23 protein-coding genes are annotated in these 26,911 nt (G+C 65.8%); 13 read left to right on the top strand and 10 right to left on the bottom strand.

Translation table 11 applies throughout. The features are described from left to right. Positions 1 to 47 precede the first annotated feature (47 nt). The 3 genes from D5301_RS10860 to D5301_RS10850 form a co-directional block, all read right to left on the bottom strand. Positions 48 to 1,766 (bottom strand): thiamine pyrophosphate-dependent enzyme, encoded by a 1,719-nt coding sequence (locus tag D5301_RS10860; RefSeq protein WP_153855694.1) that lies wholly within the window; start codon positions 1,764 to 1,766, stop codon positions 48 to 50. A 132-nt stretch (positions 1,767 to 1,898) separates the two neighbouring features. Then, positions 1,899 to 2,756 (bottom strand): SH3 domain-containing protein, encoded by an 858-nt coding sequence (locus D5301_RS10855; protein ID WP_153855693.1) that lies wholly within the window; start codon positions 2,754 to 2,756, stop codon positions 1,899 to 1,901. 36 nt (positions 2,757 to 2,792) lie between these two features. Then, complete coding sequence (locus tag D5301_RS10850) at positions 2,793 to 3,275, bottom strand: DUF3574 domain-containing protein (protein WP_075676432.1); 483 nt, start codon at positions 3,273 to 3,275, stop codon at positions 2,793 to 2,795. Positions 3,276 to 3,489: 214 nt separating this feature from the next. Here D5301_RS10850 and D5301_RS10845 point away from each other — a divergent pair, with 214 nt between their 5' ends. From D5301_RS10845 to otsA, 4 genes are all read left to right on the top strand, one after another. Next, the gene (locus tag D5301_RS10845; RefSeq protein WP_153855692.1) at positions 3,490 to 5,925 is read left to right on the top strand and encodes a TonB-dependent receptor; all 2,436 of its coding nucleotides are present in this window, start codon (positions 3,490 to 3,492) and stop codon (positions 5,923 to 5,925) included. A gap of 147 nt (positions 5,926 to 6,072) precedes the next feature. Further along, positions 6,073 to 6,831: a trehalose-phosphatase gene (gene otsB / locus D5301_RS10840; RefSeq protein WP_110713331.1), complete on the top strand. Its 759-nt coding sequence runs from the start codon at positions 6,073 to 6,075 to the stop codon at positions 6,829 to 6,831. A 37-nt stretch (positions 6,832 to 6,868) separates the two neighbouring features. Further along, positions 6,869 to 8,650 carry a glycoside hydrolase family 15 protein gene (locus D5301_RS10835; RefSeq protein ID WP_153855691.1) on the top strand — a complete coding sequence of 594 codons (1,782 nt, stop codon included), beginning with the start codon at positions 6,869 to 6,871 and terminating at the stop codon, positions 8,648 to 8,650. Continuing rightward, complete coding sequence (gene otsA, locus D5301_RS10830) at positions 8,647 to 10,011, top strand: alpha,alpha-trehalose-phosphate synthase (UDP-forming) (RefSeq protein WP_324187307.1); 1,365 nt, start codon at positions 8,647 to 8,649, stop codon at positions 10,009 to 10,011. The genes D5301_RS10835 and otsA overlap by 4 nt, the downstream gene beginning before the upstream one ends. Positions 10,012 to 10,138: 127 nt before the next feature. On the opposite strand, the gene D5301_RS10825 is transcribed toward otsA, so the two are convergent. From D5301_RS10825 to rluD, 4 genes are read right to left on the bottom strand one after another with little or no spacing between them, the layout of a single operon-like run. Continuing rightward, the gene (locus tag D5301_RS10825; RefSeq protein WP_153855689.1) at positions 10,139 to 10,576 is read right to left on the bottom strand and encodes a thiol-disulfide oxidoreductase DCC family protein; all 438 of its coding nucleotides are present in this window, start codon (positions 10,574 to 10,576) and stop codon (positions 10,139 to 10,141) included. Further along, on the bottom strand, positions 10,551 to 11,057 hold the full coding sequence (locus D5301_RS10820; RefSeq protein ID WP_180859878.1) for a DUF4166 domain-containing protein: 507 nt from the start codon (positions 11,055 to 11,057) through the stop codon (positions 10,551 to 10,553). Before D5301_RS10820 ends, D5301_RS10825 begins: the two co-directional genes overlap by 26 nt. A gap of 20 nt (positions 11,058 to 11,077) precedes the next feature. Beyond that, a complete protein-coding gene (pgeF, locus tag D5301_RS10815) occupies positions 11,078 to 11,848 on the bottom strand; it encodes a peptidoglycan editing factor PgeF (RefSeq protein WP_153855687.1) in 771 nt (256 codons plus the stop codon). Beyond that, complete coding sequence (gene rluD / locus D5301_RS10810; RefSeq protein WP_110713339.1) at positions 11,848 to 12,837, bottom strand: 23S rRNA pseudouridine(1911/1915/1917) synthase RluD; 990 nt, start codon at positions 12,835 to 12,837, stop codon at positions 11,848 to 11,850. Before rluD ends, pgeF begins: the two co-directional genes overlap by 1 nt. 113 nt (positions 12,838 to 12,950) lie before the next feature. On the opposite strand from rluD, the gene D5301_RS10805 reads away from it, so the two are divergent. Both D5301_RS10805 and D5301_RS10800 read left to right on the top strand, forming a co-directional pair. Beyond that, positions 12,951 to 13,838: an outer membrane protein assembly factor BamD gene (locus D5301_RS10805; RefSeq protein ID WP_110713341.1), complete on the top strand. Its 888-nt coding sequence runs from the start codon at positions 12,951 to 12,953 to the stop codon at positions 13,836 to 13,838. Positions 13,839 to 14,047: 209 nt separating this feature from the next. After that, positions 14,048 to 15,250 carry a lipase family protein gene (locus D5301_RS10800; protein ID WP_153855686.1) on the top strand — a complete coding sequence of 401 codons (1,203 nt, stop codon included), beginning with the start codon at positions 14,048 to 14,050 and terminating at the stop codon, positions 15,248 to 15,250. A 114-nt stretch (positions 15,251 to 15,364) separates the two neighbouring features. On the opposite strand, the gene D5301_RS10795 is transcribed toward D5301_RS10800, so the two are convergent. Further along, positions 15,365 to 16,999, bottom strand: coding sequence for an NAD+ synthase (locus D5301_RS10795; protein ID WP_153855685.1), 1,635 nt, complete (start codon positions 16,997 to 16,999; stop codon positions 15,365 to 15,367). Positions 17,000 to 17,344: 345 nt separating this feature from the next. Here D5301_RS10795 and D5301_RS10790 point away from each other — a divergent pair, with 345 nt between their 5' ends. From D5301_RS10790 to D5301_RS10765, 6 genes are all read left to right on the top strand, one after another. Beyond that, complete coding sequence (locus D5301_RS10790; RefSeq protein ID WP_141097650.1) at positions 17,345 to 17,530, top strand: hypothetical protein; 186 nt, start codon at positions 17,345 to 17,347, stop codon at positions 17,528 to 17,530. 58 nt (positions 17,531 to 17,588) lie between these two features. Then, complete coding sequence (locus tag D5301_RS10785) at positions 17,589 to 18,263, top strand: hypothetical protein (RefSeq protein WP_153855684.1); 675 nt, start codon at positions 17,589 to 17,591, stop codon at positions 18,261 to 18,263. Beyond that, the gene (locus D5301_RS10780) at positions 18,257 to 19,270 is read left to right on the top strand and encodes a hypothetical protein (protein WP_049447473.1); all 1,014 of its coding nucleotides are present in this window, start codon (positions 18,257 to 18,259) and stop codon (positions 19,268 to 19,270) included. Before D5301_RS10785 ends, D5301_RS10780 begins: the two co-directional genes overlap by 7 nt. Then, positions 19,264 to 20,280, top strand: a complete 1,017-nt coding sequence (locus D5301_RS10775) for a TraB/GumN family protein (protein WP_153855683.1) — start codon at positions 19,264 to 19,266, stop codon at positions 20,278 to 20,280. The genes D5301_RS10780 and D5301_RS10775 overlap by 7 nt, the downstream gene beginning before the upstream one ends. 318 nt (positions 20,281 to 20,598) lie before the next feature. Next, complete coding sequence (locus D5301_RS10770) at positions 20,599 to 20,868, top strand: hypothetical protein (protein ID WP_110713349.1); 270 nt, start codon at positions 20,599 to 20,601, stop codon at positions 20,866 to 20,868. A gap of 51 nt (positions 20,869 to 20,919) precedes the next feature. Further along, on the top strand, positions 20,920 to 22,677 hold the full coding sequence (locus tag D5301_RS10765; protein WP_153855682.1) for an ABC transporter transmembrane domain-containing protein: 1,758 nt from the start codon (positions 20,920 to 20,922) through the stop codon (positions 22,675 to 22,677). A gap of 117 nt (positions 22,678 to 22,794) precedes the next feature. Here D5301_RS10765 and sucD read toward each other — a convergent pair whose 3' ends face one another. Next, positions 22,795 to 23,670 carry a succinate--CoA ligase subunit alpha gene (gene sucD, locus D5301_RS10760; protein WP_005410793.1) on the bottom strand — a complete coding sequence of 292 codons (876 nt, stop codon included), beginning with the start codon at positions 23,668 to 23,670 and terminating at the stop codon, positions 22,795 to 22,797. 20 nt (positions 23,671 to 23,690) lie between these two features. Beyond that, positions 23,691 to 24,860, bottom strand: coding sequence for an ADP-forming succinate--CoA ligase subunit beta (sucC, locus tag D5301_RS10755; protein ID WP_004154430.1), 1,170 nt, complete (start codon positions 24,858 to 24,860; stop codon positions 23,691 to 23,693). 405 nt (positions 24,861 to 25,265) lie between these two features. On the opposite strand from sucC, the gene D5301_RS10750 reads away from it, so the two are divergent. After that, on the top strand, positions 25,266 to 26,879 hold the full coding sequence (locus D5301_RS10750) for an ATP-binding protein (protein ID WP_164162034.1): 1,614 nt from the start codon (positions 25,266 to 25,268) through the stop codon (positions 26,877 to 26,879). Positions 26,880 to 26,911: the final 32 nt, after the last annotated feature.

Raw genomic sequence — 26,911 nt, 5'->3', positions numbered from 1 at the left:
TCCGGCTCGTAGCGGGTGCAGGGCGCAGCCCTGCATCGACCAACCCCCTACTTCTTCAGGAAGTTGTCCACCAGCAGATGCTTCACGTCGTCGAAGCGGCCGTTCAACACCGCCTTGGCTGCGTACAACGCGGTACCGGCCACCTGCTTGGCCTCGATCTGCGGCGGCATCACCAGTTCAGCGCGGCTGGTATGCACATCCAACAGCGCCGGGCCGCGCTGCGCCAGGAAGTCCTGCACCGCCTCCTCCAGGTCCTCGCTGCGGGTGACCGTGCGGCCATGGAAGCCGATCACCTCGGCCAGACGGCCGAAGTCCGGGTTCTTCAGGTCGGTGTAGTTGTCCAGCAGGCCTTCCACCTTCTGCTCCAGCTCGACGAAATTCAGCGAGCCGTTGTTGAACACCACCACCTTGATCGGCAGATTCTCCTGTACCGCCGTCAGCAGGTCGCCCAACAGCATCGCCAGACCACCGTCACCGGACAGCGAGATCACCTGGCGGTCGGGGAACGCCTTCTGCAGGCCGAGTGCCTGCGGCATCGCATTGGCCATCGTGCCGTGCAGCAGGCTGGTCAGCGTGCGGCGGCGTCCGTTGACACGGATGTGACGCAACACCCACACCATCGGCGAGCCACCGTCGGCGGTGAACAGCGCATCATCGGTGGCATGTTTCGACAGGAGCGCGGTCAGGTGCTGCGGGTGGATCAACTCACCTTCGCCCGGCTGTTCTTCCTGCTCGCGCTTCTTCAGCGCCTTGTCACGGCGCTCGATGCATTCGTCCAGGAAGCTGCTGTCCTCGCGCGGCGGCAACATCGGCAGCAAGGCGTCCAGCGTCGGTGCGATATCGCCGACCACACCCAGATTCACCGGATGGCGGCGACCCAGGTGGCTGCCATCGCGGTCGACCTGGATGATCGTGGCCTTGTCCGGGTAGAACTGGCCCCAGGCGAAGTCGGCGCCGAGCAGCAGCAGCGTGTCGCACTCCATCAGCGTGTGGAAGCCGGATTCGATGCCGAAGATGCCAGTCATGCCCATGTTGTACGGGTTGTCCGGCTCGACGAAGTCCTTGGCACGCGAGGTGTGCGCGATCGGGGCCTGCAGGCGCCGGGCCAGTTCCAGCAGCTGCGTGTGCGCGCCCTGGCAACCAGCACCAGCGTAGACACCAATGCGCTTGCCCTGCCCCAACAGTTCAGCGATGCGCTGCAGCTCGGCATCCGACGGGCGCAGCACCGGTTGGGTGTAATGCACGGAGAACGGCACATCGTGCTTCACCTCGGCCTGGCTGATATCGGCGGGCAGGATCACCACCGCCACGCCACGGCGGCTGATCGCCGCCTGGCAGGCCAGCGTGACCACACGTCGCGCCTGTTCGGCACTGTGCACCTGCTCGCAGAACACCGAACAACTGGCGTACACCGCCTTGAAGTCCACTTCCTGCGGGAATTCCATGCCCAGCTCACTGGTCACCACCTGGCTGGCGATCAGCACCATCGGCGCGCGGTTGCGGTTGCTCTCGAACACGCCATTGATGAAATGCAGGCTGCCGGGCCCGCAGGAGCCGGCACAGGCGGTCAGCTCGCCGCTCACCAGCGAATCGGCACCGGCGGCGAATGCGGCCACTTCCTCATGCCGTACGTGCACCCAGGCGATGTCACTGCCATGCATCGCATCGGTCACATGATTGAGCGTATCGCCCACGATGCCGTAGCAACGGCGGACACCGGCCTGCTGCAGGGCGTCCACCACGATTTCGGCCACGCGCTTGCTCATCGGATACATCCTCGAACGGGGGAACATCCGAGGCTAGACCCGATGAAGTGATGCCACCGCAAAAAAAGGGGACGGAGGGAATTAAGTCGTATGTGCCGCAAACGACTTAATTCCCTCCGTCCCCTTTTTTCTTCAATCGTTGACGTTGATCCAACCTTCCACCGCGCCCAGCTTCGGATTGCGGTAGCGCAGCTTCATCCAGCCATCCTGCTCATCCAGCATCTCCACATGGTCGCCCTGCACCAGGTAGCGTTTGGTGCTGGATGCGCCGGGTCGATCGAACAGGAACAACCGCGCTGGCACCACGGTGGCCTGCTGGCCACGTAGCGGCCCGTCGGGCGGTGCGCCCAGGCCATCGGCGATGGCGGTCTCCAGCACACGACCGGCGGGATCATAGGTGCGCCAGACCGCCAGCGGACCCTGCTCGTCGGTCTGTTCCCATTGCAACGCGGCGTTCACCGTGTCGCCCAGCATCAGCACACTCTCGCTGCGGTAGAGGTAGAGCGTCGCGCCCGAGAACCGGTACTGGTCGGCGTACCACATCGGGCCACTGCGGCAGCTGCTGGTCAGGGTTCGAGTGGCAGCATCCACGCTCAACCCCATCAGGTCACCGCAGCTGTCCTTGCCATGGGTGTCCGCCTGCAGCGCGCGGAACCCAGCACTGGCCGGATCGAAGCGATACACCGCCACCGCCTCGTTGACCATGCCCACCGATGCACGCGCAACCAGTTCCGGGTAGCCATCGAAATCGACGTCCTCCAGTGACCAGCGCGAATTGCCGTCGTCGTCCGCCGCACCCGCCAGCGTCTGGCGCTTGCCCGACGGTGACAGCTGCACCGCGATGCTGCCGTCCTGCTGCGGATCGGCGTGCGCCTGCACGTGAGCGGCGACCTGGAACCGCAGCGTCTCGCTGTCGTCCCCACGCGCCTGCGCCGTCGGTGCCAGCACGCCGGCCAACACCAGGCCCAGCAGGCATTCCCTGTAGTTCATCATCGCTCCCTGCGGCACCGCGGTGGCACCTTCAGCTCAGAACGATACCTCGACCGGCTGCCGCGACCACAGCACCGATTGATGCTTGGTCTGCTGCTTCCACGCCAGGCGGATCGCCTCGATATCGGCGCGGCGCTGCGGGGTGTCCTCGTGCAGCACCACCAGCACCTTGGTGCGCAGGCGGTTGGGCGAGGCATCACCGCGGAACAGCCACTGGCCGTAGGCATCGAACACGGTCAGGCCATCCGGGAAGCGCGGGGTCACTTCCTTGTCCAGGAAGGTGCGCCACTGCGTCTCGCTGATGGTGTCGGCCTGCGGGCGGTTGCCGGCCCCCTGCTCTTCGCCCACGCCGAAGTACAGCTCGCTGCGTACCCAGCCGTGGCCGGCGGACGGGCGTGCGGCATCACCCTTCAGTTCGGCGGTGGTGGCCGTGGCATAGGCGCTGGGCGCCTGCGAGGACAGGCTGGCGCAGCCACTGGTGGCCAGCAGCACGGCGAAGACGAGGCCAAGGTGTTTCATCGGTACAGCTCCGGGGAAGGGGGACAAGGCGAGCCGGCAGCGTACAGCGCCACCGGCCCGGCGTGCTGATGCCAACCGGGCATCAGCTCATGCCGGACCGGCAGGGGCTTGCATCGGCACCGGTCATCACGCGAAGATAATATATCGCTTCATCCGTATGGATGTAAGTGAAACCATCTCCCCCTTCCCCGTCGTCGTAGTTGCTGGAGCCCCCATGTCCGTCCGCCTGCCCGCGTCGCCGCTCGGCCTCGCCATCGCCCTCGCGCTTTCCTCCGCCGCCGTCCCGGCCCTGGCCCAGGACGCCACCAACCTCGACACCGTGATCGTCACCGGCACCCGTGCGGCTGACCGCACCGTGCTCGAATCCACCTCGCCAGTGGATGTGCTGACCGCCGAGGACATCCGCAAGGCCGGCGTGGTCAACGGGGAACTGGGCAGCGCGCTGCAGGCGCTGCTGCCATCGTTCAATTTCCCGCGCCAGTCCAACTCCGGCGGCGCCGACCACGTGCGCGCCGCTCAGCTGCGTGGCCTGTCGCCGGACCAGGTGCTGGTACTGGTCAATGGCAAGCGTCGCCACCACACCGCGCTGGTCAACACCGACAGCAAGATCGGCAAGGGCACCACACCGGTCGACTTCAATTCGATCCCGGTCAGCGCGATCAAGCGCATCGAAGTGCTGCGTGATGGCGCCGGCGCGCTGTATGGCTCGGATGCGGTGGCCGGCGTGATCAACGTGATCCTCGACAACGGCGGCGACGGCGGTGAGATCGAGGCCAGCTACGGTGCCAACCACACCGACCTCAAGCCGATCGGCCGCACCCTCACCGACGGCCAGACCGGCAACATCAGCGCCAAGGTCGGCACCTCGCTGGGCGAGGACGGCGGCTTCCTGCGCATCGGCCTGGAATACAAGCACCGCAACGGCACCAACCGCGCCGGCTTCGACCAGATTCCGCCGTGGGACCAGACCCCGGGCAACCTGGCGCTGCAGGGCAAGCGCAACTACGTGCTGGGCGATGGCAAGAGCAAGGACATCAACCTGTGGTTGAATACCGAGATTCCGGTGGGCCAGACGTCGACGTTCTACGCGTTCGGCACCTTCAACCAGCGTGATACCGAAGGCGCGAACTACTTCCGCTATCCCGATGGCGATGCCAACTGGAAGCAGGTGTATCCGAACGGTTACCGGCCGATCTCCGAAGGCGAGAACCGCGACGTGCAGGCGGTGGCCGGCGTGCGCGGCCAGTGGGGCGAGTGGAGCTACGACGGCAGCCTGGATTACGGCCAGAACGACTTCACCTACCGCCTGCGTGATTCGCTCAACGCGTCGCTGGGCCCGACCAGCCCGACCCGCTTCAAGACCGCCGACTACGAATACGCACAGACCGTGGGCAACCTCGACCTGAGTCGTGTGTTCACCCAGAGCGACAGCATCAGCCACACCCTGGGCCTGGGCGTGGAAGCACGCCACGAGCGCTACCAGACCCGCCCCGGTGACCCGGCCAGCTACGCCGCCGGCCCCTACACCGATCGCCCGACCGGTTCGCAGGCCGGCGGCGGCCTGACCCCGCAGGATGCGGCCTCCCTGTCGCGCAACGTGGCCAGCGCCTACGCCAGCCTGTCCAGCCAGTTCGGCGAGAAGTTCTCCTCCGATCTGGCCGCGCGCTACGAGCACAACGACGACTTCGGCGGTGAACTGACCGGCAAACTCGGCCTGCGCTATGAGTTCACCCCGGCGTTCGCGTTGCGCGGCGCCATCTCCAACAACTTCCGTGCGCCATCGCTGGCACAGATCGGCTACGAATCCACTTCCACCGGCTACAACGCTGGCGGCCAGCTGGTGCAGGGCCGCCTGTTGTCGGTCAACAATCCGATCGCACGTGGCCTGGGTGCGCAGAACCTGAAGCCGGAAAAGTCGATCAATACCTCGCTGGGCTTCACCAGCCGCATTGGCGAGCACTTCGACCTGTCGCTGGACTTCTTCCAGATCGACATCGATGACCGCATCGCGCTGTCGGAGAGCATCACTGGCGATGCACTGACCGACTACGTGGCCGCCAACTACGGCGTCAGCGGCCTGCAGAGCGCCAGCTTCTTCGTCAATGCCGCCGATACCCGCACCCGCGGCGCCGAGCTGGTCAGCAACTGGCGCCAGTCGCTGGGCGACGGCCAGCTGCTGCTGACCGGCACCTATGCCTACACCAAGACCACGCTGAAGAACGTGCTGGCCACGCCGGCACAGCTGCGTGCGCTGAACCCGGACTACGTACTGTTCGGCATCGAAGAAACCAACACCCTTACCGATGCCACGCCGCGCACGCGCGGCAGCTTCTCGGCCGCATGGAGCAACGACCACTGGTCGCTGAGCACCCGCGTGAACCGCTATGGCAGCGCCACACGCGTGTTCAACTTCGGTGATGGCTACATCCCGCGCCAGACCTACCAGGCCGAGTGGCAGCTGGATGCGGAAGTCGAGTACCGCATCACGCCGCAGTGGAGCGTGGCCATCGGCGGGCAGAACCTGACCGACAACTATCCGGATCGATCCAACAGCGATATCCACTACTTCGGCAATCTGCCGTACGACGTACTGTCGCCGATCGGCAGCAACGGCGCGTATTACTACGGCCGTGTCCGCTATACGTTCTGATTCACCCGTACGGTAGTGCCGGCCGCTGGCCGGCAACGTCACGGTCCATGGATGCACCCTGAGGTTGCCGGCCAGCGGCCGGCACTACCCTGATTCGTAGCCTGCCCTCGACCCCACGTACACGCCCACGCTGGCAAGCTGGGCGTCATGGCTGAACCGCTCCCCCTGCGTCCGCCACCGCCATTGCTGGATGACGCCTGTGCGTTGTTCCTCGATGTCGACGGCACTCTGATCGAATTCGCTGCACGCCCGGATGCCGTGCAGCTGCTGCCGGATGTGCGTGAAGCCATCGGCCGCATCAGCGACCGCCTGGAAGGTGCCGTGGCACTGGTCAGTGGTCGCCCGCTTGAACAGCTGGATCAACTGTTCGCTCCCCTGCAATTGCCTGCCGCCGGCCTGCACGGCCATGAACTGCGTGGCCAGGATGGTCGTGTCCTGCGCGACGAACACGACGACGACACCGCCGAGTGGCTGCACGCGCTGCACCAGCAGGCGATGCGCTTCGCCCACGGCCATCCCGGCGTGCTGGTGGAAGACAAGGGCGTCGGCCTGGCCCTGCATTGGCGAGGCGCGCCGCACGCGGCAAGTGATGTCCGCGCCTTTGCCGACCGCCATGTGCGCGGCCGTGCCAGCTACCGCCTGCAGCCCGGCGACCATGTGGTCGAATTCGTGCCGGTTGGCACCGACAAGGGCCGCGCCGTGCGGCGGATGATGCAGTACCTGCCGTTCCGCGGCCGCCTGCCGGTGTTCCTCGGCGACGACCTCACCGATGAGTTCGGCTTCGACGCCGCCAACAGCCAGCATGGCTGGAGCGTGCTGGTGGGCGAACGGGAACCCAGCAAAGCGGTATTCGCGCTGCCCGACATACGCAGCGTGCACGCCTGGCTGCGTGAGAATGCCTATTGACCCGGCCCCCACGGCCGCAACCGAGATGTACCGCGTGATGACCCAACCCGATCTTGATCTGGGCGTGGTCGGCAACGGCAGCTTCGGCGCCTTGGTCGACAAACGTGCCCGCGTTGTCTGGAGCTGCCTGCCCACCTTCGACGGCGACCCCACCTTCTGTGCCCTGCTCGGCCCCAACCAGCAGACCGGTGGCGACTTCGCCATCGAGCTGGAGGACTTCGCGAGCAGCGAGCAGGAATACCTGACCAACACCGCGATCCTGCGCACCGTGCTGCGCGATGCGCACGGTGGTGAACTGGAAATCCTTGATTTCGCCCCGCGCTGGCGCCAGAACGACCGCTTCTACCGCCCGGTCAGCCTGATCCGCCAGGTGCGCCCGCTGGCCGGCAGCCCACGCATCACCGTGCACGCACGGCCACTGACCGACTGGGGCGCGCGCGTGCCCGAGTCCACCTGGGGCAGCAACCATGTGCGCTGGATCCTGCCCGAGCACGTGCTGCGGCTGACCACCGATGTGCCGGTGCGCTTCATCCGCGATGGTCTGCCGTTTGTGCTCAATCATCCCATCCACCTGATCCTGGGCGTGGATGAATCGCTCAACCGCTCGATCAGTGGATACGTGCAGGAGGCCTTCCAGCGCACCCGCGACTACTGGCGCGAATGGGTGCGCTACCTGTCCATTCCGCTGGAATGGCAGGACGCGGTGATCCGCAGTGCGATCACGTTGAAACTGTGCCAGTACGAGGACAGCGGCGCGATCATCGCGGCGATGACCACCTCCATACCGGAAGCCCCCGGCAGCGTGCGCAACTGGGACTACCGCTATTGCTGGCTGCGCGATGCGGCGTTCGTGGTGCGTGCGCTGAACCGCCTCGGCGCAACGCGCACGATGGAACAGTTCCTCGGCTACATCTTCAACCTGGCCACCACCGACGGCACGCTGCAGCCGTTGTACGGCATCGGCTTCGAGGCCAAGCTGGACGAAGACGAAGTACCGAGCCTGTCCGGCTACCGCGGCATGGGCCCGGTGCGGCGCGGCAACCTGGCCTGGGTGCAGCGCCAGCACGATGTCTACGGCAGCGTGGTGCTGGCGTCCACGCAGTTGTTCTTCGACCGCCGCCTGCAGGACCCGGGCGATGCGCACACCTTCGCCCGCCTGGAACCCTTGGGTGAACAGGCGTTCGCCCTGCACGACGTGCCTGATGCCGGCCTGTGGGAGTTCCGCGGCCGCACCGAAGTGCACACCTACACCAGCGCGATGTGCTGGGCCGCCTGCGACCGCCTGTGCAAGATCGCCGTACGCCTGAAGCGCGATGATCGTGCCCACTACTGGCGCGAGCGTGCCGACACCATCCATGCGCGCATCATGGCCGAGTCCTGGAGCGAGGCGCTGGGCCACTTCACCGACACCTTCGGTGGTCATCGGCTGGACGCCTCGTTGCTGCTGCTGGCCGACATCGGCTTCATCGATGCGCTGGATGCCCGCTTCGTGGCCACCGTCGACGCCATCGGCCGCGACCTCAAGCATGGCAATTCGCTGTACCGCTATGTCGCACCGGATGACTTCGGTGAGCCAGAAACCAGCTTCACCATCTGCACCTTCTGGTACATCGATGCGCTGGCAGCGATCGGGCGCATGGACGAAGCGCGCGGGATGTTTGAGCTGCTGCTGAAACAGCGCAACCACCTGGGCCTGCTGTCGGAGGATCTGGCCTTCGACACGGGTGAGGCCTGGGGCAATTTCCCGCAGACCTATTCGCATGTCGGCCTGATCACCGCCGCGATGCGCCTGTCGCGGTCCTGGCAGGAGGCATCGTGAGTCGTCTGGTGGTGGTTTCAAACCGTGTGGCCGTACCGGGCGAGAACCGTGCAGGCGGCCTGGCGGTGGGCCTGCTGGCCGCGTTGAAGGAACGCGGCGGCATGTGGTTCGGCTGGAGCGGCAAGAGCGTGCGCGAGGGTAGCGGCACGCTGCACACGCAGAAGGATGGCGATATCGAATTCGTCACCCTGGACCTGAGCAAGCGCGAGGTCGATGGCTACTACAACGGTTTCGCCAACCGCACGCTCTGGCCGTTGCTGCACTTCCGCCTGGACCTGGTCGATTACGATCGCGGCACCCGCGAGACCTATCACAAGGTCAATGCGCTGTTCGCCGACAAGCTCGCGCCACTGCTGCGCGAGGACGACATCGTCTGGATCCACGACTACCACCTGATCCCGCTCGGTGCGCTGCTGCGCGAGCGTGGCATCGGCTGCCGCATTGGCTTCTTCCTGCATATCCCGATGCCCTCGGCCGACCTGCTGCAGGCGATGCCGGACCATCTGCGGTTGTTCTCCGCGCTGTATGCCTACGATCTGGTCGGCTTCCAGACCCAGCGCGACGCCGATCGCTTCCAGACCTACCTGCGCCTGTTCGGCGGAGGCCGCGTACTCGACAACGGCGAGCTGGAAGCACCGGGCGGGCGCCGCTTCCGTGCGGCGGCGTTCCCGATCGGCATCGACACCGAGCTGATCGCACGCCAGGCCGGCACCGCTGCCACCAAGGCCGCCGTAAAGAACCTGCGCGCCAGCCTGCGCGACCGCCAGTTGGCCATCGGCGTGGATCGTCTGGACTATTCCAAGGGCCTACCCGAGCGCTTCCTCGGCTTCGAGCGCTACCTGGAGCGGCATCCGGACCAGCACGGCTCGCTGACCTACCTGCAGATCGCCCCGGTCTCGCGCGGCGATGTCACCGAGTACCGGCAGCTGCGCAGCCAGCTGGAACAGATCGCCGGGCACATCAATGGCGGCCACGCCGCTCCCGACTGGACACCGCTGCGCTACGTCAACCAGAACTTCACCCATGCCACGCTGACCGGCTTCTACCGTGCGGCGGCAGTGGGCCTGGTCACGCCGCTGCGCGATGGCATGAACCTGGTGGCCAAGGAGTACGTGGCCTCGCAGGACCCGGAAGACCCCGGCGTGCTCGTGCTGTCGCTGCTGGCCGGCGCCGCCGACGAGCTGAAGCAGGCGCTGCTGGTGAACCCGCATGATCTGGACGGCGTGGCCGACGCCATCGCCACCGCGGCAACGATGTCACTGCGCAGGCGCAAGGAACGCTGGCACGCGATGATGGAGCACCTGCGCACCTACGACATCAACCACTGGCGACGCAGCTACCTGGACGCGCTGGAGGGTTGACGAGGCCGCGCCTGTAGCGTCGAGCCTGCTCGACTGGCTCTTGTAGAGTCGAGCCATGCTCGACTGCTATCGGCAGGGAAAAAAAAACCCCAGTCGAGCATGGCTCGACTCTACAGAAGGCCGGCGGTCAATCCAGGAACCGCGCGGCCTGCTCCGGTGCGGGCAGGTAACAGGCGTCATGCCGCCCGAACCAGCGGTAGCGGTTGCGGGCCAGCGCGCGGTACGCGGCATCACGCCAGCTGCGCGGCAGCACGCGCAATGCACCACTCAGACGCCAGGCGCCGCCCAGCCCCGCCAGCACCCGCAGGATCGCATCGGTATCGGTCCAGGCCCCTTGCGCGTCCAGCAACAGGAACGACATCGGGTCCTGCGGGTCCAACCCGTGCGCGCGCAACAGCGCGCTGCCCTGCGCGCCCTGCATCGCCGCAAAGCGGTAGCGCCCCTTGCGGTCGAAACGCAGCAGGAAGCGCACCCAGCGGTTGCACAGCGCGCACACGCCATCGAACACGATCACCGCGCTGCCGGCCTCGGCGGCGGAATCACTGCGGTTCGAGCCAGCCTTCATAGCGGATCAGGGCTCCGGCCCAGGGCAAGGTCACATCGACCAGGAAAGTGTAACGCGCACCCTGCCAGGCTTCGCGGCAACGCACACCACCAAACCAGCGCCTCGGCAGCGGCAGCAGCCCGAACGCCCAGACCCGCCGCACCGACCAGTCGATGCCACCGTCGCGGGCCTGCAGATCAAATTCGAAGCGCACCGCGCCCAGCTGCTCGCGCAGGCATCCCTCGTGTACCCACAGCCGCGACACCATCGGCCAGCGACCGAATCGTCGTGCCCATTGCTCGCCCTGCCCGTGGGCACTGAACGCCACTTCGGTGGGCAGCGCGTCGCCGTCCTTCGGCAACCGCGCCAACGCGGCCAGCAGCGGCACCAGCCAGTGCCGCCCTCTCACGATGCGCGCCTGCCCCACGTAGCGGCACGGCAACGGCGCGGCATGCAGCGCCTGCACCGGCGTGGCCAGGGTGGCGAAGGCCGGCCCCAGCACGCGCGTGAACAACGGCGTGGTCAGGGCGCGATCCAGGCCAGGGTCGCCATGCGCCCGGTGCGACGGTCGCGCCGGTGCGAATACAGGTCGGGATCGGCCATCGTCGACACCGTGCCGCCATACACCTGCGCCGGGTCCATGCCCGCCGCCTGCAGGCGCTGACGTGCCAGGGCGAACAGGTCCACCTTCCAGTGCCCCTGGCGTGTCGCCACAAACGCCGCCTCGGCCGCCGGATCATGGCCGACGAAGGCGTGGAAGACCTCTTCGCCGATCTCGTAGTCGGCCGGCCCGGCCGCCGGGCCCAGCCACGCGCGAAGCTGCGCGGGCGGGGTCTGCATGGCGGCCACCGTGGCCTCCAGCATGCCGTCGGCCAGCCCACGCCAACCGGCATGGGCCGCGCCCACTTCACTGCCATCGGCCGCGGCAAACACCACGGGCAGGCAGTCGGCGGTCAGGATCGCCAGCACCACGCCCGGCACCGAGGTCACCGCAGCGTCAGCCACCGGTTCGCTGGCGCCGGCCACCGGCGGCGCGGTGAAGCGCAGCACGGTGCTGCTGTGCACCTGGCGCAGCCAGTGCGGTGCCGAGGGCAGTGCCAGCCCCTGCTGCAGCAGCTGGCGGTTGTGCTCCACGTTGGCCGGGGTATCACCATCGGCCGCGTGCCGGTTGCCCAGGTTGAACTGCGCGAACGGCGCCGGCGAGATGCCCGCACCGTGCCGACGCGTGGTCAGCGCATGGACGCCCGGAGGCGCCGGCCAGTCCGCCTGCAGCAATGGCAGCGCGGCGGCCATCACCAGCGGTCCCGCTCGCGCGCGGCGAAGGCTTCGCTGTCCTCGCGCAGCACCTTCATCAGGTGCAGCATGTCGTCCGGCACCGGCGCGGTGTTGCGCACCGGCTCACCGGTAATCGGATGCGTGAACTCCAGGGTCTCGGCGTGCAGGGCCTGGCGCTTGAAGCCGCGCAGCGCGGCCACCAGCTCGTCGCTGGCGCCCTTGGGCAGCTTCAGCGCACCGCCGTACAGCGGGTCACCGATGATCGGATGGCGAACGTGCGCCATGTGCACGCGGATCTGGTGGGTACGGCCGGTTTCCAGGCGGCACTCCAGCGCGGTGTGCGCACGGAAGCGCTCGCGCAGGCGGTAATGGGTGATCGCTTCCTTGCCGTCCTCGCGCACGGCCATCTTCAGGCGGTCGCGCGGGTGGCGGTCGATCGGGGCATCGGCGGTACCGCCGGCCACCAGCGCACCCATCACGATGGCCAGGTACTGGCGGTGCACGTCGCGCGCGGCCAGCTGCTCGACCAGCGCGGTCTGCGCTTCCAGGGTCTTGGCCACCACCATCACGCCGCTGGTGTCCTTGTCCAGGCGGTGCACGATGCCGGCGCGCGGCAGCACCGCCACCGACGGGTCGCGGAACAGCAGGGCATTCACCAGGGTGCCGCTGTGGTTGCCCGCGCCCGGGTGCACCACCAGGCCCACCGGCTTGTTGATCACCAGCAGGTGCTCGTCCTCGAACAGCACGTCCAGCGGGATGTCCTCCGGCTGGGCGTCGGTCTGGGTCTCGAGCACCACATTGAGGGTCACGAGCTCGCCGCCGCGCAGCGGATCGCGCGGGCGCGCCTGGGCGCCGTCCAGCAGCACCTCACCGGCCTTGATCCACTCGGTCAGGCGCGAACGCGAGTATTCGGGGAACAGTTCGGCCACCACGGCGTCGAAACGACGGCCGGCAGCGGTGTCGGGGACGATGGCCTGGCGGGCCGATTCAGAGGGTTGTTCAGACATGGCAGGGGGCATTCTTTGAAATTTTGGGGTCCCGGCGGCCGGTTTCAGTCGCTGGACAGGACACTAGGCTATCATCGACCCTTCGTATTCCAGCCGCGTCCCGCCTCGACCTCATGATCCGACGCTCCGCCATGCTCTCCGCGCCCGTCCGCCTCACCGCCCTGCTGCTGGTGCTGGTCATCGCCGCCACCGGCTGCCACCGTGGTGCCAAGAAGGGGGATCGCCCCGATGAAGGGACGCCGGTCGAACAGTTGTACGAGAAGAGCCACAAGCTGATGCAGGGTGGCAACTGGAGCGGCGCTGAAACCAGCTTCCGCCGCCTGGTGGCCCAGTATCCGTACGGTCCGTACACCGAACAGGCGATGATCGAAACCGCCTACGCGCAGTACAAGGCCGGCAAGCACGATGACGCGGTGTCCAGCATCGACCGCTTCATCCGTACCTACCCGACCCATCGCAACATCGCGTACCTGTACTACCTGCGCGGCCTGGCCAACTCCAACCGCAGTACGGTTTTCCTGCGCCGCGTATGGTCGCTGGATGCCAGCCGCCGCGACCTGTCCACGCCGCACCAGGCGTATTCGGACTTCAACATCGTGGTCGACCGCTACCCGAACAGCCGCTACGCCGCCGATGCGCGCCAGCGCATGCTGGAGCTGCGTGACGTGTTCGCCCAGCACGAGCTGGACAACGCCCTGTACTACATGCGCCGCGGCGCCTGGGTCTCGGCTGCCGGCCGCGCCAACTACCTGCTGGAAACCTACCCGCAGAGCGCATTCCAGTACGACGCCGTAGCTGTGCTGGCTGATTCCTACACCCACCTGGGCAACAAGACCCTGGCCGACGACGCCCGCCGCGTCCTGCAGCTGAACCAGCCGGACCACCCGTGGCTGGAAGGCAAGTGGCCGAAGTACCCGTGGATGATCCGCAAGCTGAACCCGTTCGCCGGCGAGAAGTCCGCCAGCACCGGCCAGCGCAACGCGCGACTGGAAAAGAAATAAGAAAAAGGCCCCGCAAGGGGCCTTTCTTCTTTCTGCAGAGTCGAGCCATGCTCGACTGCTTCCTGCAGGACGCTCAGCGCGCGGCGGCGTCCCGGGGCCCACCTAGGAATCCTACGAATCCCCAAGGGTTGCGACGCTGGTCCCAATCGGCGCGGACGAGCCCCTCCACACTGCGGCGCAACGGCCATCCCGGCCGTCAAGGAGCGCCCATGTCCCCACTGCCCCGTCGTTTCCGGCCCCTCTCGAGCGTCATCGCCACGGCCCTGCTGGTCCTGTCGTCCAGTCCCCTGAGCGCCGCGCCGGCCGCGCCGGGTGATCTGCTGTCCGCCGCGCCCTATCGCGCGTCATGGGTGCCCTCCAAGGCCACGCAAGCGTACAAGCTGCACTACCGCACCCCCGACCACCGCGGCCAGCTGGCCGAAGGCACCGGCCTGCTGTATCTCCCCGCGGGCGCGGCGCCCATCGGGGGCTGGCCGGTGGTGTCGTGGGCACATGGCACCCAGGGCATCGCCGATCGCTGCGCGCCCTCGGTCTCGGGCCCCTACCAGCCCGAACGCGACGGGCGTTTCCTCGACCAGTTCCTGGCCCAGGGCTATGCCGTGGTCGCTGCCGACTACCAGGGGCTCGGCAGCCCCGGCAACCACGCCTACCTGCACGTCCGCACGGCGGCCCGCAACGCCATCGATCTGGTCAAGGCCAGCCGCCAGTATCTGGGCGCATCAGCGCTGTCGCCGCGCTGGGTCTCGGTTGGTCATTCGCAGGGTGGTGCCGCTGCGCTCACGGCCGGGCATCTGGCGCCCACCTATGGTGGTCCTTCCCTGCACTACCGCGGCAGCTTCACCACCGGTACGCCCACCGCGGTCGAGCTGACCGCGCTGGTGATGAAGCCCGACAACCGCACCGCCAATCCTGGCGCGCTCAACGCCTATCACGCGTACCTGCTTGATGGCCTGCTGCAGGTCGCGCCGCAGATCGACCGCGTCCTCAGCGACACCGGCCGCGCCCGCGTGGCAGTGGCACGCGAGCAGTGCCTGGGCGAACTGGCCGCCACGCTGGACGGCGCGGATACCGGCAGCATGTTCACTGCACCGCTGACCAGCGTGCCGGGCATCTGGGCGGTGCTGTACGACTATCTCGGCGTACCGCGCCGCGGTTTCAGCCAGCCGCTGATGCTGGGCCATGGCAGTGAGGACCGCGACGTGCCCTACCTGACCACCCTGCTGTATGCCGCAGGCCTGGCCCTGCGTGGCGAGCCGGTCGCGTTCCGGCGCTACCCGGTCGACCATCGCGGCACGCTGGACGCGGCCGCTGCGGAGGGTCTGGCGTTCGTGCGGGCACGGCTGGGGGACGGCCAATTCGACGAGGCTGCGGAAACCGCCAGCCTCGAACAGCTGCTTGAGGACGCCCAGTAGATCCATGCCATGCGTGGATGGTCTTCGACCATTGTGCGGACCAAGGTCCGCACCCACCGGAGAGGGGCCAACGGGTTGCCGGCCAGCGGCCGGCACTACCCGCCAACCGCTGCTTCAGCCCTTGTAGCCGTTGCTGATCGGGTAACGACGTTCGCGGCCGAAGGCGCGGCGCGAGACCTTCGGCCCCGGCGCGGCCTGGTGCCGCTTCCACTCGCTGATGCGCACCAGGCGCAGCACGCGGTCGACCACGGCCGCGTCGTAGCCGGCGGCCACGATCTCCGTGCGCGACTGCTCCTGGTCAATGTAGCGGTACAGGATGCCGTCCAGCACGTCATAGGCCGGCAGCGAATCCTGGTCCAGCTGGTTCTCGCGCAGCTCGGCCGACGGCGGGCGGCTGATCACGGCCGGCGGGATCACCGGCGCGCCGCCCACGGTGTTGCGCCACTTGGAAAGACCGAACACCTCCGTCTTGTACAGGTCCTTCAGTGGCGCGTAGCCACCGCACATGTCGCCGTAGATGGTGGCGTAGCCGACCGCGTACTCGCTCTTGTTGCCGGTGGTCAGCAGCAGGCCACCGAACTTGTTGGCCAGCGCCATCAGGATCACGCCACGGCTGCGCGACTGCAGGTTCTCTTCGGTCACGTCCGGGGTCGTGCCCTCGAACATCGGCGCCAGCGATTCCATCAGGCCCTTGAACGCCGGTTCGATCGAGACTGCCTCCAACTTCACACCCAGCGCCTGGCACTGCTCGGCGGCCAGGTCGTTGGAAAGGCCTGCGGTGTAGCGCGAGGGCAGGCGCACCGCGGTGACGTTCTCGGCGCCCATCGCGTCCACGGCCATGGCCAGCACGATCGCCGAGTCGATGCCGCCGGACAGGCCCAGCCATACCTTCTTGAAGCCGTTCTTGCGGCAGTAGTCCTGGATGCCACGGGTCACCGCGCGCCAGGCCAGCGCGTCCATGCTCTCGTCGCCGTCGTCCATCCACACGTGCGGCATGAAGCGGCGGGTCTCACCGTCGTACTCCACCACCAGCCACTGGTCGACGAAGGCGGCGGCGGCCGGGTGCACCGTGCCGTCACCATCGGCCACTACCGAGGCGCCGTCGAACACCAGCGCGTCCTGGCCACCGACCACGTTGAGGTAGGCAATCGCCGCGCCGCTTTCGCGGGTGCGCGCCGCCAGCACGGCATCGCGCTGGGCGTGCTTGCCACGCTCGTACGGCGAAGCATTGGGCACCACCACCAGCTGCGCACCGGCGCGCATGGTGTCGGCCAGCGGTTCGGCGAACCACAGGTCCTCGCAGATCAGCAGGCCCACCGGAATGCCGTTGACCTCGAACACGCAGCTGCCGCCATCCGGATCGACATCGAAGTAGCGGCGCTCATCGAACACCGCGTAGTTGGGCAGCTCGCGCTTGCGGTAGGTCTGTTCGACCAGGCCGTCACGCAGCACGCTGGCGGCGTTGTAGACCACCGCGCCAGCCGCCTGCGGCCAGCCGACCACGGCGGTGATGCCACGGCAGGCAGCAGCGATACGGCCCATCGCCTGCTCGCATTCGTACAGGAAGCCGGGACGCAGCAGCAGGTCCTCCGGCGGATAACCGCTCACCGCCAGCTCGGGGAACATCACCAGCTCGGCGCCATACTCGTCGCGCGCCTGGTCGATCATCTCGATGATGCGCTCGGTGTTGCCGGCGACATCGCCGACCGGGAAATCGAACTGCGCCATCGCGATGCGGATCGAAGCCATGAGAATCCAGCCTGTGGTTGCAATTGCACCATTCTAGGCCTTTGGACACGGACCGGTCAGGCCCGATGCATGCGATCGGTCCGCCCCGCGTCGCGCAGACCAGGACCACGTTTCCCTGCCGGCCAGGCACTGCCATCGCCTCCTCGAATGTCCGTCCTGGGGCTATTGATTTTCGCCTTCATCAGTAGCACTCTCCCATTCACGAAAAATTCATGGTGATCACCTTCGACGGCTCAGATCACCGCGCAAGCTGGTTCAAAAAGGAATTTGGACGTTGTGTCCAGATTGGCCGGCCAATTCGGTCCGGCTATTGATCGCTGTATCCAATTGGAATGGAGAATCAGGATGAGTTCTATGGCATTGGATGTCGCAGGCTTTGAAGCTGGGATGCTGCAGAGGGCCGAAGACGCAACGTCGATTGGCACCGCATTTGAAGTGGTGAGGAATGGTGCGGTAGCACTGTTCTGCTCGGACTGTTGCGGCAGCAACGGCAATGACTGCGTGCCGGAAATCGACCCGGGCATCAACTGACGCAGATCGAGGGCGAAGGCGGTTGCCTTCGCCCTCTTCATTATCGAGAGCACATTCCATGGATGGATTCAACGCACCGGAGGAGTTCGAGCGGAGCCTCCATGCCTATGCAGGCAGTGACCACGCTGGCACCAACGCGCTTGCGCTGGTCCTGCCATCCACGCGTGCAGTCTTGACCAGAAGCAGACAGCTCGCAGATGCAGGGCACCTACGCGTTGTGTGTAACGAGAACAGCCCTGGGTTGAGCGCAAGCGGCATGGTTCAGCTGGCGCAGTCCGGCCAGCGACCAGCACTCGTCATTTTCTCGGACCAGCTTGTCTCAGCACACGAAGCAACCCTGCTGATTCGGACCTCGCGCGAGGACATCTACGTCTCGCCGCTCGAAATGATCCTCAATCAGCGCTACGGCTATGCACTGTCGTTCTGGGGCATACAGGGCTATTCCACGATCGAGGCCCATTCGGCCGACAGCAGCGCGATCCTGCACGGGATCATCGACCATCTTCACCAGTGCAGCAGCCTGGGGGATCAATGGTTGCTGCGCGAACAACAGTCACTCCGCAGGCCGGCGATCAGGACATACAACGCGCGCAGAAAGATCAGGATGTTCCGATCCGCACTGCTGGCACAGTACCAACCCGACAGTATCGATGCCGAACTCGACGCCTTGATGGAAGCGATCGATACGCTTGAAGGCGATGTCGTTGATCGACAGGGAAGGCTTGCATGCTGATTCCGCAATTGTTGACTCAACTTGCCCGTCCCTTGCGCCGCCTTGATCGGCGGATTGCCTGGATCGAGTCGATCATCAAGACCCCTCTGACCGACGACGACGAGCACTACCTGCGTGTTGCCTGCGCCGAATCGGGAAACACGAGATTTGGCGAATACTACTACTGGTACCTGCAGAAGCTGTTCGTTGCCAACGTTCTGCGGCGTGGGAACCGGACCGAGTTCCTGTCCCTGCTCAGTCGCGCCGACCGAACGGACTACAGCGCATTCGATGAACTGGCACGTACGCCACGCGGGCTTCTGATCGCAGTGCCGCACCATGCCCACTACATTCTATCGATCATCATGCTGGCGGAGCGTTTACGGCACGAGCGGAAAACCTTCCTGTTCTATGGAAACCCGGAAACCCATCCAGGCAACGAAATCTTCGACAGGCTCAACGGCTGGTTCTGGAACGAGGACAACGGTGTTGGTTTCGTCCATGACACCCGCAAAGGCCTGGCAACAGCCATCCGTGAACTGAGGGCAGGCGCAGCCGTCTTCATCCTGCCGGACGTTTTCAAGGACGAGAACGCCACGTACCCCATCAGCTTCTGCAAGCGCTCGATGAGCATCATGCTCGGCACCGCCGCATTGTCCCGCAGAACCGATGCGCTGATCGTCCCGATGATCTCCACCCCCGTCGCGTCGGGCCTGGGCTTCAGGAGCGTTTTCGCACCGCCGTGCGCTGAGCCGGCACCTGCAGCACAGGGCCAGTCCGAACGCAGGCTGCTTGCAGACGACTACCGCGTCATGCGCGGGCTCTTCGCCTTCTATGAACACCACATGCAGCACCAGCTGATCTACTGGCAGAACGTACGGCAACACATCGCCCAGAACGGCCCTCATCTTGAGGTGCCGAGGTCCGATGTGGCGCGCGTGGCCGGGCTGCTGGCCCGCGACCCCGACATGCTCGCCCCTACCGCAGTAATTGACCTGAGAAGAGACGCAACGGCACCCACATGCTGAAACAGAAATCACGTCTTGTGCTCCTCATTGCATCGGCGCTTTCCGCGGCGGGCATCAACTGCGCCGCCGCAGCAGATGCCACCGAGCCCCCATTGCGCACCCTTGATACCGTCGTGGTGTCCGGGGTTGCGCCGGGTCCCGGACTCTGGAGAGTCTCGCGTGGCGAGCACACACTCTGGATCCTGGGCACGCTCAAGCCGGTGCCATCCTCGATCACATGGGATTCGGCAGCGGTGCGAGAGGTGATTGCCGAGGCTCAAGCCGTGCTGTGGGAGCCATCCTTCACCGTAGACGTCGACACCGGCTGGCTCGGCAAGCTGTCGCTTGGCTACAGCTACATGAAGGCACAGAACAATCCTGGCAATGCGCAACTCAAAGACATCCTGGCACCGGATGTATACGCGCGCTGGCAGAATCTGCGAGACACGTACCTCGCTGGCCGCAGCAACCTCGAAGGCAAGCGCCCGCTTGCCGCGGCGGACGAGCTGATGTCGGCGGTGATGGCCCAGCGTGGCCTGAGCAGCAAGGGGGTGGTCGCTCCCGTCATCGTCGCCGAAGTGAAGGCGCGCGGCATCGGACTGCACACACCTCGATATACGCTCAAGCTCTCGCGCCAGAACGCCGCGCAGATGCTCAAGGCAGTCAGGTCAACGTCGATCGACGACAGCGCCTGCCTGGTGGCAACCATGGATCTTGTCGAATCCGGCATGGATCGCCTGGTAACCAACGCAAATGCATGGTCTACGGGCGAGACCGCCCGGATCGACGTATCCCTGACCTCGAAACGGGATGAACTATGCACGGACTCGCTCAGCAACGCGCCCGCAGCCCGTGCTTTTGGCATGCCCGACATCCGCACGGTCGTAAGGGAGAAATGGCTTGCGGCCGCAGACAAGGCACTGCAGACCAACACGACGACGCTCGCGGTGCTTCCCATCGCCGACCTGTCCGGCAACGACGGATACATCGATGCGCTGCGCCAGCGCGGATACGAGGTCGAGTCACCTTGAACGCCCTCCCGCAGTGACCGACCGATGTCGCCTCGAGTGGATCGACTATCGGCGCTTTTCCTGGCATCGGCAGCACAACTGGCCTTGCTGATCCTGCTGTGCCAGGTCGCCGGCAAGTCACCTGTAAACGTCGGGGATGATGAAACGAGGGTATCGCTCGTGTTCATCGAGCGCCCTCTCGCGCGGGCGCCCGTTCCCGCTGCCATGCCCCGGGCATTGGGAGGGCCCGGCAGGACTGCTGGCCCGGCGCTGCCAGTTGCATCTGCGGCACCCCGCAGGCCCACGCTGGACGTGGTCGATGAAGCACCTGGACCTGCGATGGCTGTTGCCCCCGCACCGCTCGACCTTGCCATTCGTCCAGATGATATCTCGTTCAAGCGCCCCTCCCTGACAAGACCGGCCCAGGCCGCCTTTCCGGCGCGCGAGCCCACATTGCAGGTGAGCGTCGAAGACAACTCATGGATGGGAAGGTATGCACGCATGGGGCGGAGGATGGCGTGCGCAGAACTGCGGCAGGCGCTTGCATCAAACCCCGGCAGTGCCGAGGCCATCATCAGGACGATGGAGCAGCGCAAGTGCATGAACTAGCTATCGCCATGGTGCTTGCTCCAGCAACTGGAACTGACAGGAGCGCCGGGTGTGAATAAAGCCCTCGAGAAGGCCATGCCGGTGGCACGTACCCTCCGGCTGCTGGCGAGTCTTTCGCGCAACCACCTGCCACTCCTGGCGGGTGCACTGACCAGCATCGTGGTTGCAACCACGTTCGCCCTTGCCGTTCCCATCGCCGCAAGGGGCAACCGCGGCCTGGACCTGAACAGCCTGGAGAAGATCGACAACATCTTCCTGACACTTGCCTTGATCTCAGTGGCGATTGGCGTGGCCACGGCAATGCGGGTCTACTTCATCAATCGCCTCGCTGACGAAGTCACCAATGACCTGCGGGGGCAGCTGTTCTCACGATTGCTCGTCCAGCCGCTGGAATTCCATCAGCAGCAGCCATCAACGGAACTGCTTTCACGATTGACCTCGGATATCGAGCACCTGCGGATAGCCATCGGGGTCAGCTTCTCTGTGGCAATACGCAGCGGAATCATGCTGGCCGGTGCGGTCACCATGTTGTTCATTACCGACCCTGGCCTGGCGCTGCTGACGATCGCCGCCATCCCGTTTGCATCGGTTCCCATCGCCGTGGGCTCCAAGCACCTGCGGGCCAGCGCGCGCGACTACAATGATCTGCTTGCGCAATCGCGCGTCGTTGCGGCGGAAGCGCTGGGCCATATCAGGGCGGTCAAGGATTTCGCCCGCGAACCCTTCGAGACAGAGCGCCATGCGGCGACGCTCGATGCCAGCGTCAGCGGAGCTCGTCGGCGCACGACCTGGCAGTCTGTGCTGACGGCATTGTCATTGATCGTCATGCTGCTGGGCATCACCGCTGTGTTATGGACAGGCACCCACAAGGTCATGGACCGGACGCTCTCGGCGGGCCAGCTGGGACAGTTCGCCATGTATGCCGTGATGTGCGGCATGGCCGCCGCCGCGCTTCTGGACACATGGGGCGCGCTGCAGCGCTCCGCCGGAGCGACTGATCGCATCACCGCATTTGGTGACCTGCCATACCATGAGGCGCAGGAAACCAGGCTGGTGCAGGCTCTGCAGGGATGCATCCGATTCGAGAATGTCGATTTCTGGTATGCCGCTGCGCCCGACAGGCCCGTCCTGCGACGCTTGAACCTGGACATTGCGAAGGGGGAAAAGGTCGCCATCGTGGGCGCATCCGGCGCGGGCAAGAGTACGCTGCTGTCGCTGCTTCTGCGCCTGCATCCCGTGCGGGCGGGCGCCATCTTCATCGACGGCCACGATATCTCCACGTTCCAGCCTGCAAGCATCCGCAACGCTATCGGGACGATCTCGCAGGCGCCGGCGATTTTCGGCCGATCCGTGCTTGAGAACATCCGATACGGCAAGCTCGACGCTACCGACGAGGATGTCAGGAACGCAGCAGTGTCTTCAGGCGCAGATGCCTTCATCAATGAATTGCCCGCTGGCTACGATGAGCCCTTGGGCGAACGCGGAGCCCGATTGTCAGGCGGCCAGCAGCAACGGGTAGCCATTGCGCGCGCACTGTTGAAGCGGGCCGATATCCTGCTGCTCGACGAGCCGACATCGGCGCTCGATTCACACGCCGAACAGGCGGTACATGACCATGTTTTCGGAACGGGCACGGGGCCGACCACGCTCATCGTCGCACACCGGTTGCAGACCATTCTTGCCGCCGATCGAATCGTACTCATCGATGAAGGTGCGGTCGCCGCCACCGGGTCGCACGAAGAACTGCTGATCCGCAGCGCTCGATATCGCGACCTGATCAGGCCGCAGATGCAGGCCATGGTCGAATAATGGCCACCATAGCGTGCCACCCGCAGAACAGGAAAGGCCGCCCGGAGGCGGCCTTTCTGTTTCAAGCAGCCGGCCAGCGGCCGGCTCTACAGAATCGTCTGCCGGAGGCAGTCGATCTTATTTCACCAGCTTGGCGATGGCAGCGCCCAGATCGCCCGGCGAGCGGACGGTGACAACACCGGCAGCTTCCATCGCGGCGAACTTGCCTTCAGCAGTGCCCTTGCCGCCCGAGGCGATCGCACCGGCGTGGCCCATGCGCTTGCCGGCCGGAGCCGACGCACCGGCGATGAAACCGACGACCGGCTTCTTCACGTGGTTCTTGATGTACTCGGCGCCGGCTTCTTCAGCGTCGCCGCCGATTTCGCCAACCATGATGATGCCTTCGGTCTGCGGGTCTTCGTTGAACAGCTTCAGGCAGTCGACGAAGTTCAGGCCGTTGATCGGGTCACCACCGATGCCGATGCAGGTGGACTGGCCCAAGCCGACTTCAGTGGTCTGCTTGACCGCTTCATAGGTCAGGGTGCCCGAACGCGACACGATGCCGATCTTGCCCGGCTGGTGGATGTGGCCCGGCATGATGCCGATCTTGCACTCACCCGGGGTGATGACGCCCGGGCAGTTCGGCCCGATCAGCACGGTGTCCGGATGCGAACGGGTCAGCACGTTCTTGACGCGCAGCATGTCCAGCACCGGGATGCCTTCGGTGATGCAGACGATGACCTTGATGCCGGCAGCAGCGGCTTCCAGGATCGCGTCGGCCGCGTACGGCGGCGGCACGTAGATGACCGAAGCGTTGGCGCCGGTGCTCTGCACGGCGTCGGCAACGGTGTTGAAGACCGGCAGGTCGATATGGGTGGTGCCACCCTTGCCCGGGGTCACGCCGCCAACAACCTGGGTGCCGTACTCGATCATCTGAGTGGCGTGGAAGGTGCCCTGCTGGCCGGTGAAGCCCTGCACGATCACCTTGGTGTTCTTGTTAATCAAAACAGACATGGGAATTCCTTGGTGTCGGATCAGGCAGCGTTCTTGACAGCTTCAACGATCTTCTTGGCGCCATCGTTGATGTTGTCAGCCGGGATGATGGCCATGCCACTGTCGCGCAGCAGCTGCTTGCCTTCTTCCACGTTGGTGCCTTCCAGGCGCACCACGACCGGAACCTTGACGCCCACTTCCTTCACGGCGGCAATGATGCCTTCGGCAATCATGTCGCAGCGGACGATGCCGCCGAAGATGTTGACGAAGATGCCTTCAACCTTGTCCGAGGACAGGATCAGCTTGAACGCTTCGATGACGCGCTGCTTGTTGGCGCCGCCACCCACGTCCAGGAAGTTCGCCGGCTCGCCGCCGTTGAGCTTGATGACGTCCATGGTGGCCATGGCCAGACCGGCGCCGTTCACCATGCAGCCGATGTTGCCGTCCATGGTGACGTAGTTGATGTCCAGTTCCGAAGCGATCACTTCGGTCGGATCTTCCTGGGTCTTGTCGCGCATGGCGACCAGGGCCTTCTGGCGGAACGCGGCGTTGTCGTCGCTGTCGAACTTGCCGTCCAGCGCGTACAGGTTGCCGTCATCCAGGATGGCCAGCGGGTTGATTTCAACCAGCGCCAGGTCCTTTTCGTTGAACAGGCGGTACAGGTTCACCATGATGCTGGCGAACTGGCCGGCCTGCTTGGCGGTCAGGCCCAGCTTGAAGCCGAAATCACGGCCGTGGTAACCCTGCACGCCTTCGACGAAGTCGACATTCAGCGAGTGGATCAGCTCCGGGGTTTCAGCCGCGACCTGCTCGATTTCCACGCCGCCTTCCGAAGAGGCGATGTAGGTGATGGTCTTGGTGCCACGGTCGACCAGCACCGACAGGTACAGTTCCTTGACGATTTCACCGGCAGTGGTCACCAGCACCAGGTTGACCGGCAGTTCAACGCCAGCGGTCTGGTAGGTGGCCATCTTGGTGCCGAGCATCTTGGCCGCAGCGGCCTTCACGTCGTCGGTGGTCTTGCAGAACTTGACGCCGCCAGCCTTGCCGCGGCCGCCAGCGTGGATCTGCGCCTTGACCATCCAGGGGCCCTGGCCCAGGGAGTTGGCAGCGGCAACAGCTTCGTCCGGGGTCGCAGCGACCTTGCCGGCCGGGACCGGGATGCCGTACTCGGCAAGCAGTTGTTTTGACTGGTATTCGTGGAAATTCATGCGTCACCGTGGGAATAGGAACGACCGCACGCAATTCCTCAGGGCCCCGGCGGGGCGCCGGCATGGACCGCGGCGGGCCCACTATTGTGGCCGAGCCGGCGCCGGGGCGCAAAGAAGTCTGTACAAAACGCCACACCCGGCCAGATTTCCACCGTCATTCAGGCAGTTGCGCCGGGGCCGCCGTTGCCCACCGGTATCCACGGCGGGCCAAATGCGCGATCCAGGGCGCTCCGGCGGCACCTGCGCGGGGGCCCTATACTGGTCAACCAGGGTGTGTAGAGTCGGGGGTGCCCGGCGGCTTCCACCGCAGGCCACATCGAAGCGACATGCCCGCCCGGCTTCAGGGGACGCCAGGCAGGCCTGTCGCAGATTCCAGACCCAGGCAGCCAGAAGGGGAGTTCCGGCGTGTCACCCAGTGCTTCATTGATCGACCGCATCGAATCGATCCCGCGGCGTGAGCTGTACTTCTTCGCGCTGTACCGGGTGCTGATCGCCTCGGTCATCGCCGCCCTGCTCTACAGCCCCTTGTCGGCCATGGTCGGCGAAGCCCATCACCCACGGCTGGCCGATGTGGTTGCGGTCATCTATCTGGCGTTGTCGCTGCTGGCCCTGGTGATCGGCCGCAACGAACGCTGGCTGCGCCCGATCGTGGTCACTGGGGTGATGGTGGACATCGTCGCCGCCACCCTGCTGTCACACGCGCTGCCCGGTGCCAGTGCCGGTATCTCGATGTCGCTGCTGTTCAACATCGCCGCCGCCGCCACCCTGCTGCCGCTCAGCCTGGGCCTGGGCCTGGCGTTGGCCGCCAGCCTCGCCACGGGTGTCGAGTACACCTGGAAGCTGCTGGAAGGCGGCGACCCCACCCGTACCCTGGCCGAACTGGCCATGTTCGCCACCAGCTACCTGGCACTGGCCTTCATCAGCTACCAGGTGGGCAGCCGCGCCCGTCGCAACCAGCAGCTGGCCAACCAGCGCGGCGACGAAGTGGCCAACCTGTTCCAGATCAACGAACTGATCATCCGGCGCATGCGTACCGGCGTGCTGGTGGTGGACGCCGACAACCGCATCACCCTGGCCAACGAAGCCGCGTCGATGCTGCTCGGCGACAACGACGGCATCGGTGAGACGGGACGCCTGGACCTGGCCAGCGCCGCGCCGGAACTGGCGCGCCGCCTGCAGCGCTGGCGCAACGGCTGGGCCCAGGACGAACTGCCGCTGCAGCTCAACCCCGACCAACCGGAAGTGCAGCCGCGCTTCGCCCGCCTGCTGGCCGGCAGCGAGCTCTCGCTGGTGTTCCTGGACGATTCCAGCGTGGTCTCACGCCGCGCCGAATCGCTCACCCTGTCGGCGATGGGCCGCTTCTCGGCCAGCCTCGCCCACGAGATCCGCAACCCGCTGGCGGCGATCAACTACGCCGTGCAGCTGCTCGAGGAAGGCACCGGTTTCAACGAGAGCGACCGCCGCCTGCTGCAGATCATCCGCCAGCAGTGCCAGCGCACCAACGGCATCGTCGAGAGCGTGCTGGGCCTGGCCCGTCGCGAACGCGCCACGCCCGAGAACGTGGACCTGGTCGCCTTCGTGCGCCGCTTCGTGCTGGAGTACAAACAGGGCCAGACGCTGGAGACCGACAGCATCGAACCGATCATCAGCGAGATCTCGGTGATGGCCCAGGTCGACACGAAACACCTCTACCAGGTGCTGACCGTCCTGGTGCACAACGCCCTGAAATACGGCCGCATCGGCCAGCAGCCGGCCCGCGTGCGCCTGCGCGTGGCGCAGCACGAACGCAGCGCAGTGATTGACGTGATGGATCGCGGCCCCGGTATTCCCGAGACCGTGGCGGCGCAGTTGTTCCGCCCGTTCTTCACCACCTCGGAGCACGGTACCGGGCTGGGCCTGTACATCGCCCGCGAGCTGTGCCGGGCCAACCAGGCCCGCCTCGACTACATCCCGGTGCCCGCCGGTGGCTCCTGCTTCCGCCTGGTGCTGCCCGGCCCGCACACGCTGCTGCCCACCTGATTCCGATTCTGTGCGTCAAACATTTGTCGCTT

Origin of the sequence: Stenotrophomonas sp. MH181796, from assembly GCF_009659995.1 — a bacterium.
Taxonomy (GTDB): Bacteria; Pseudomonadota; Gammaproteobacteria; order Xanthomonadales; family Xanthomonadaceae; genus Stenotrophomonas; species Stenotrophomonas riyadhensis.
Note: the sequence above shows the minus strand (reverse complement) of the source record. Positions and strands in the feature narration are given on the sequence as shown.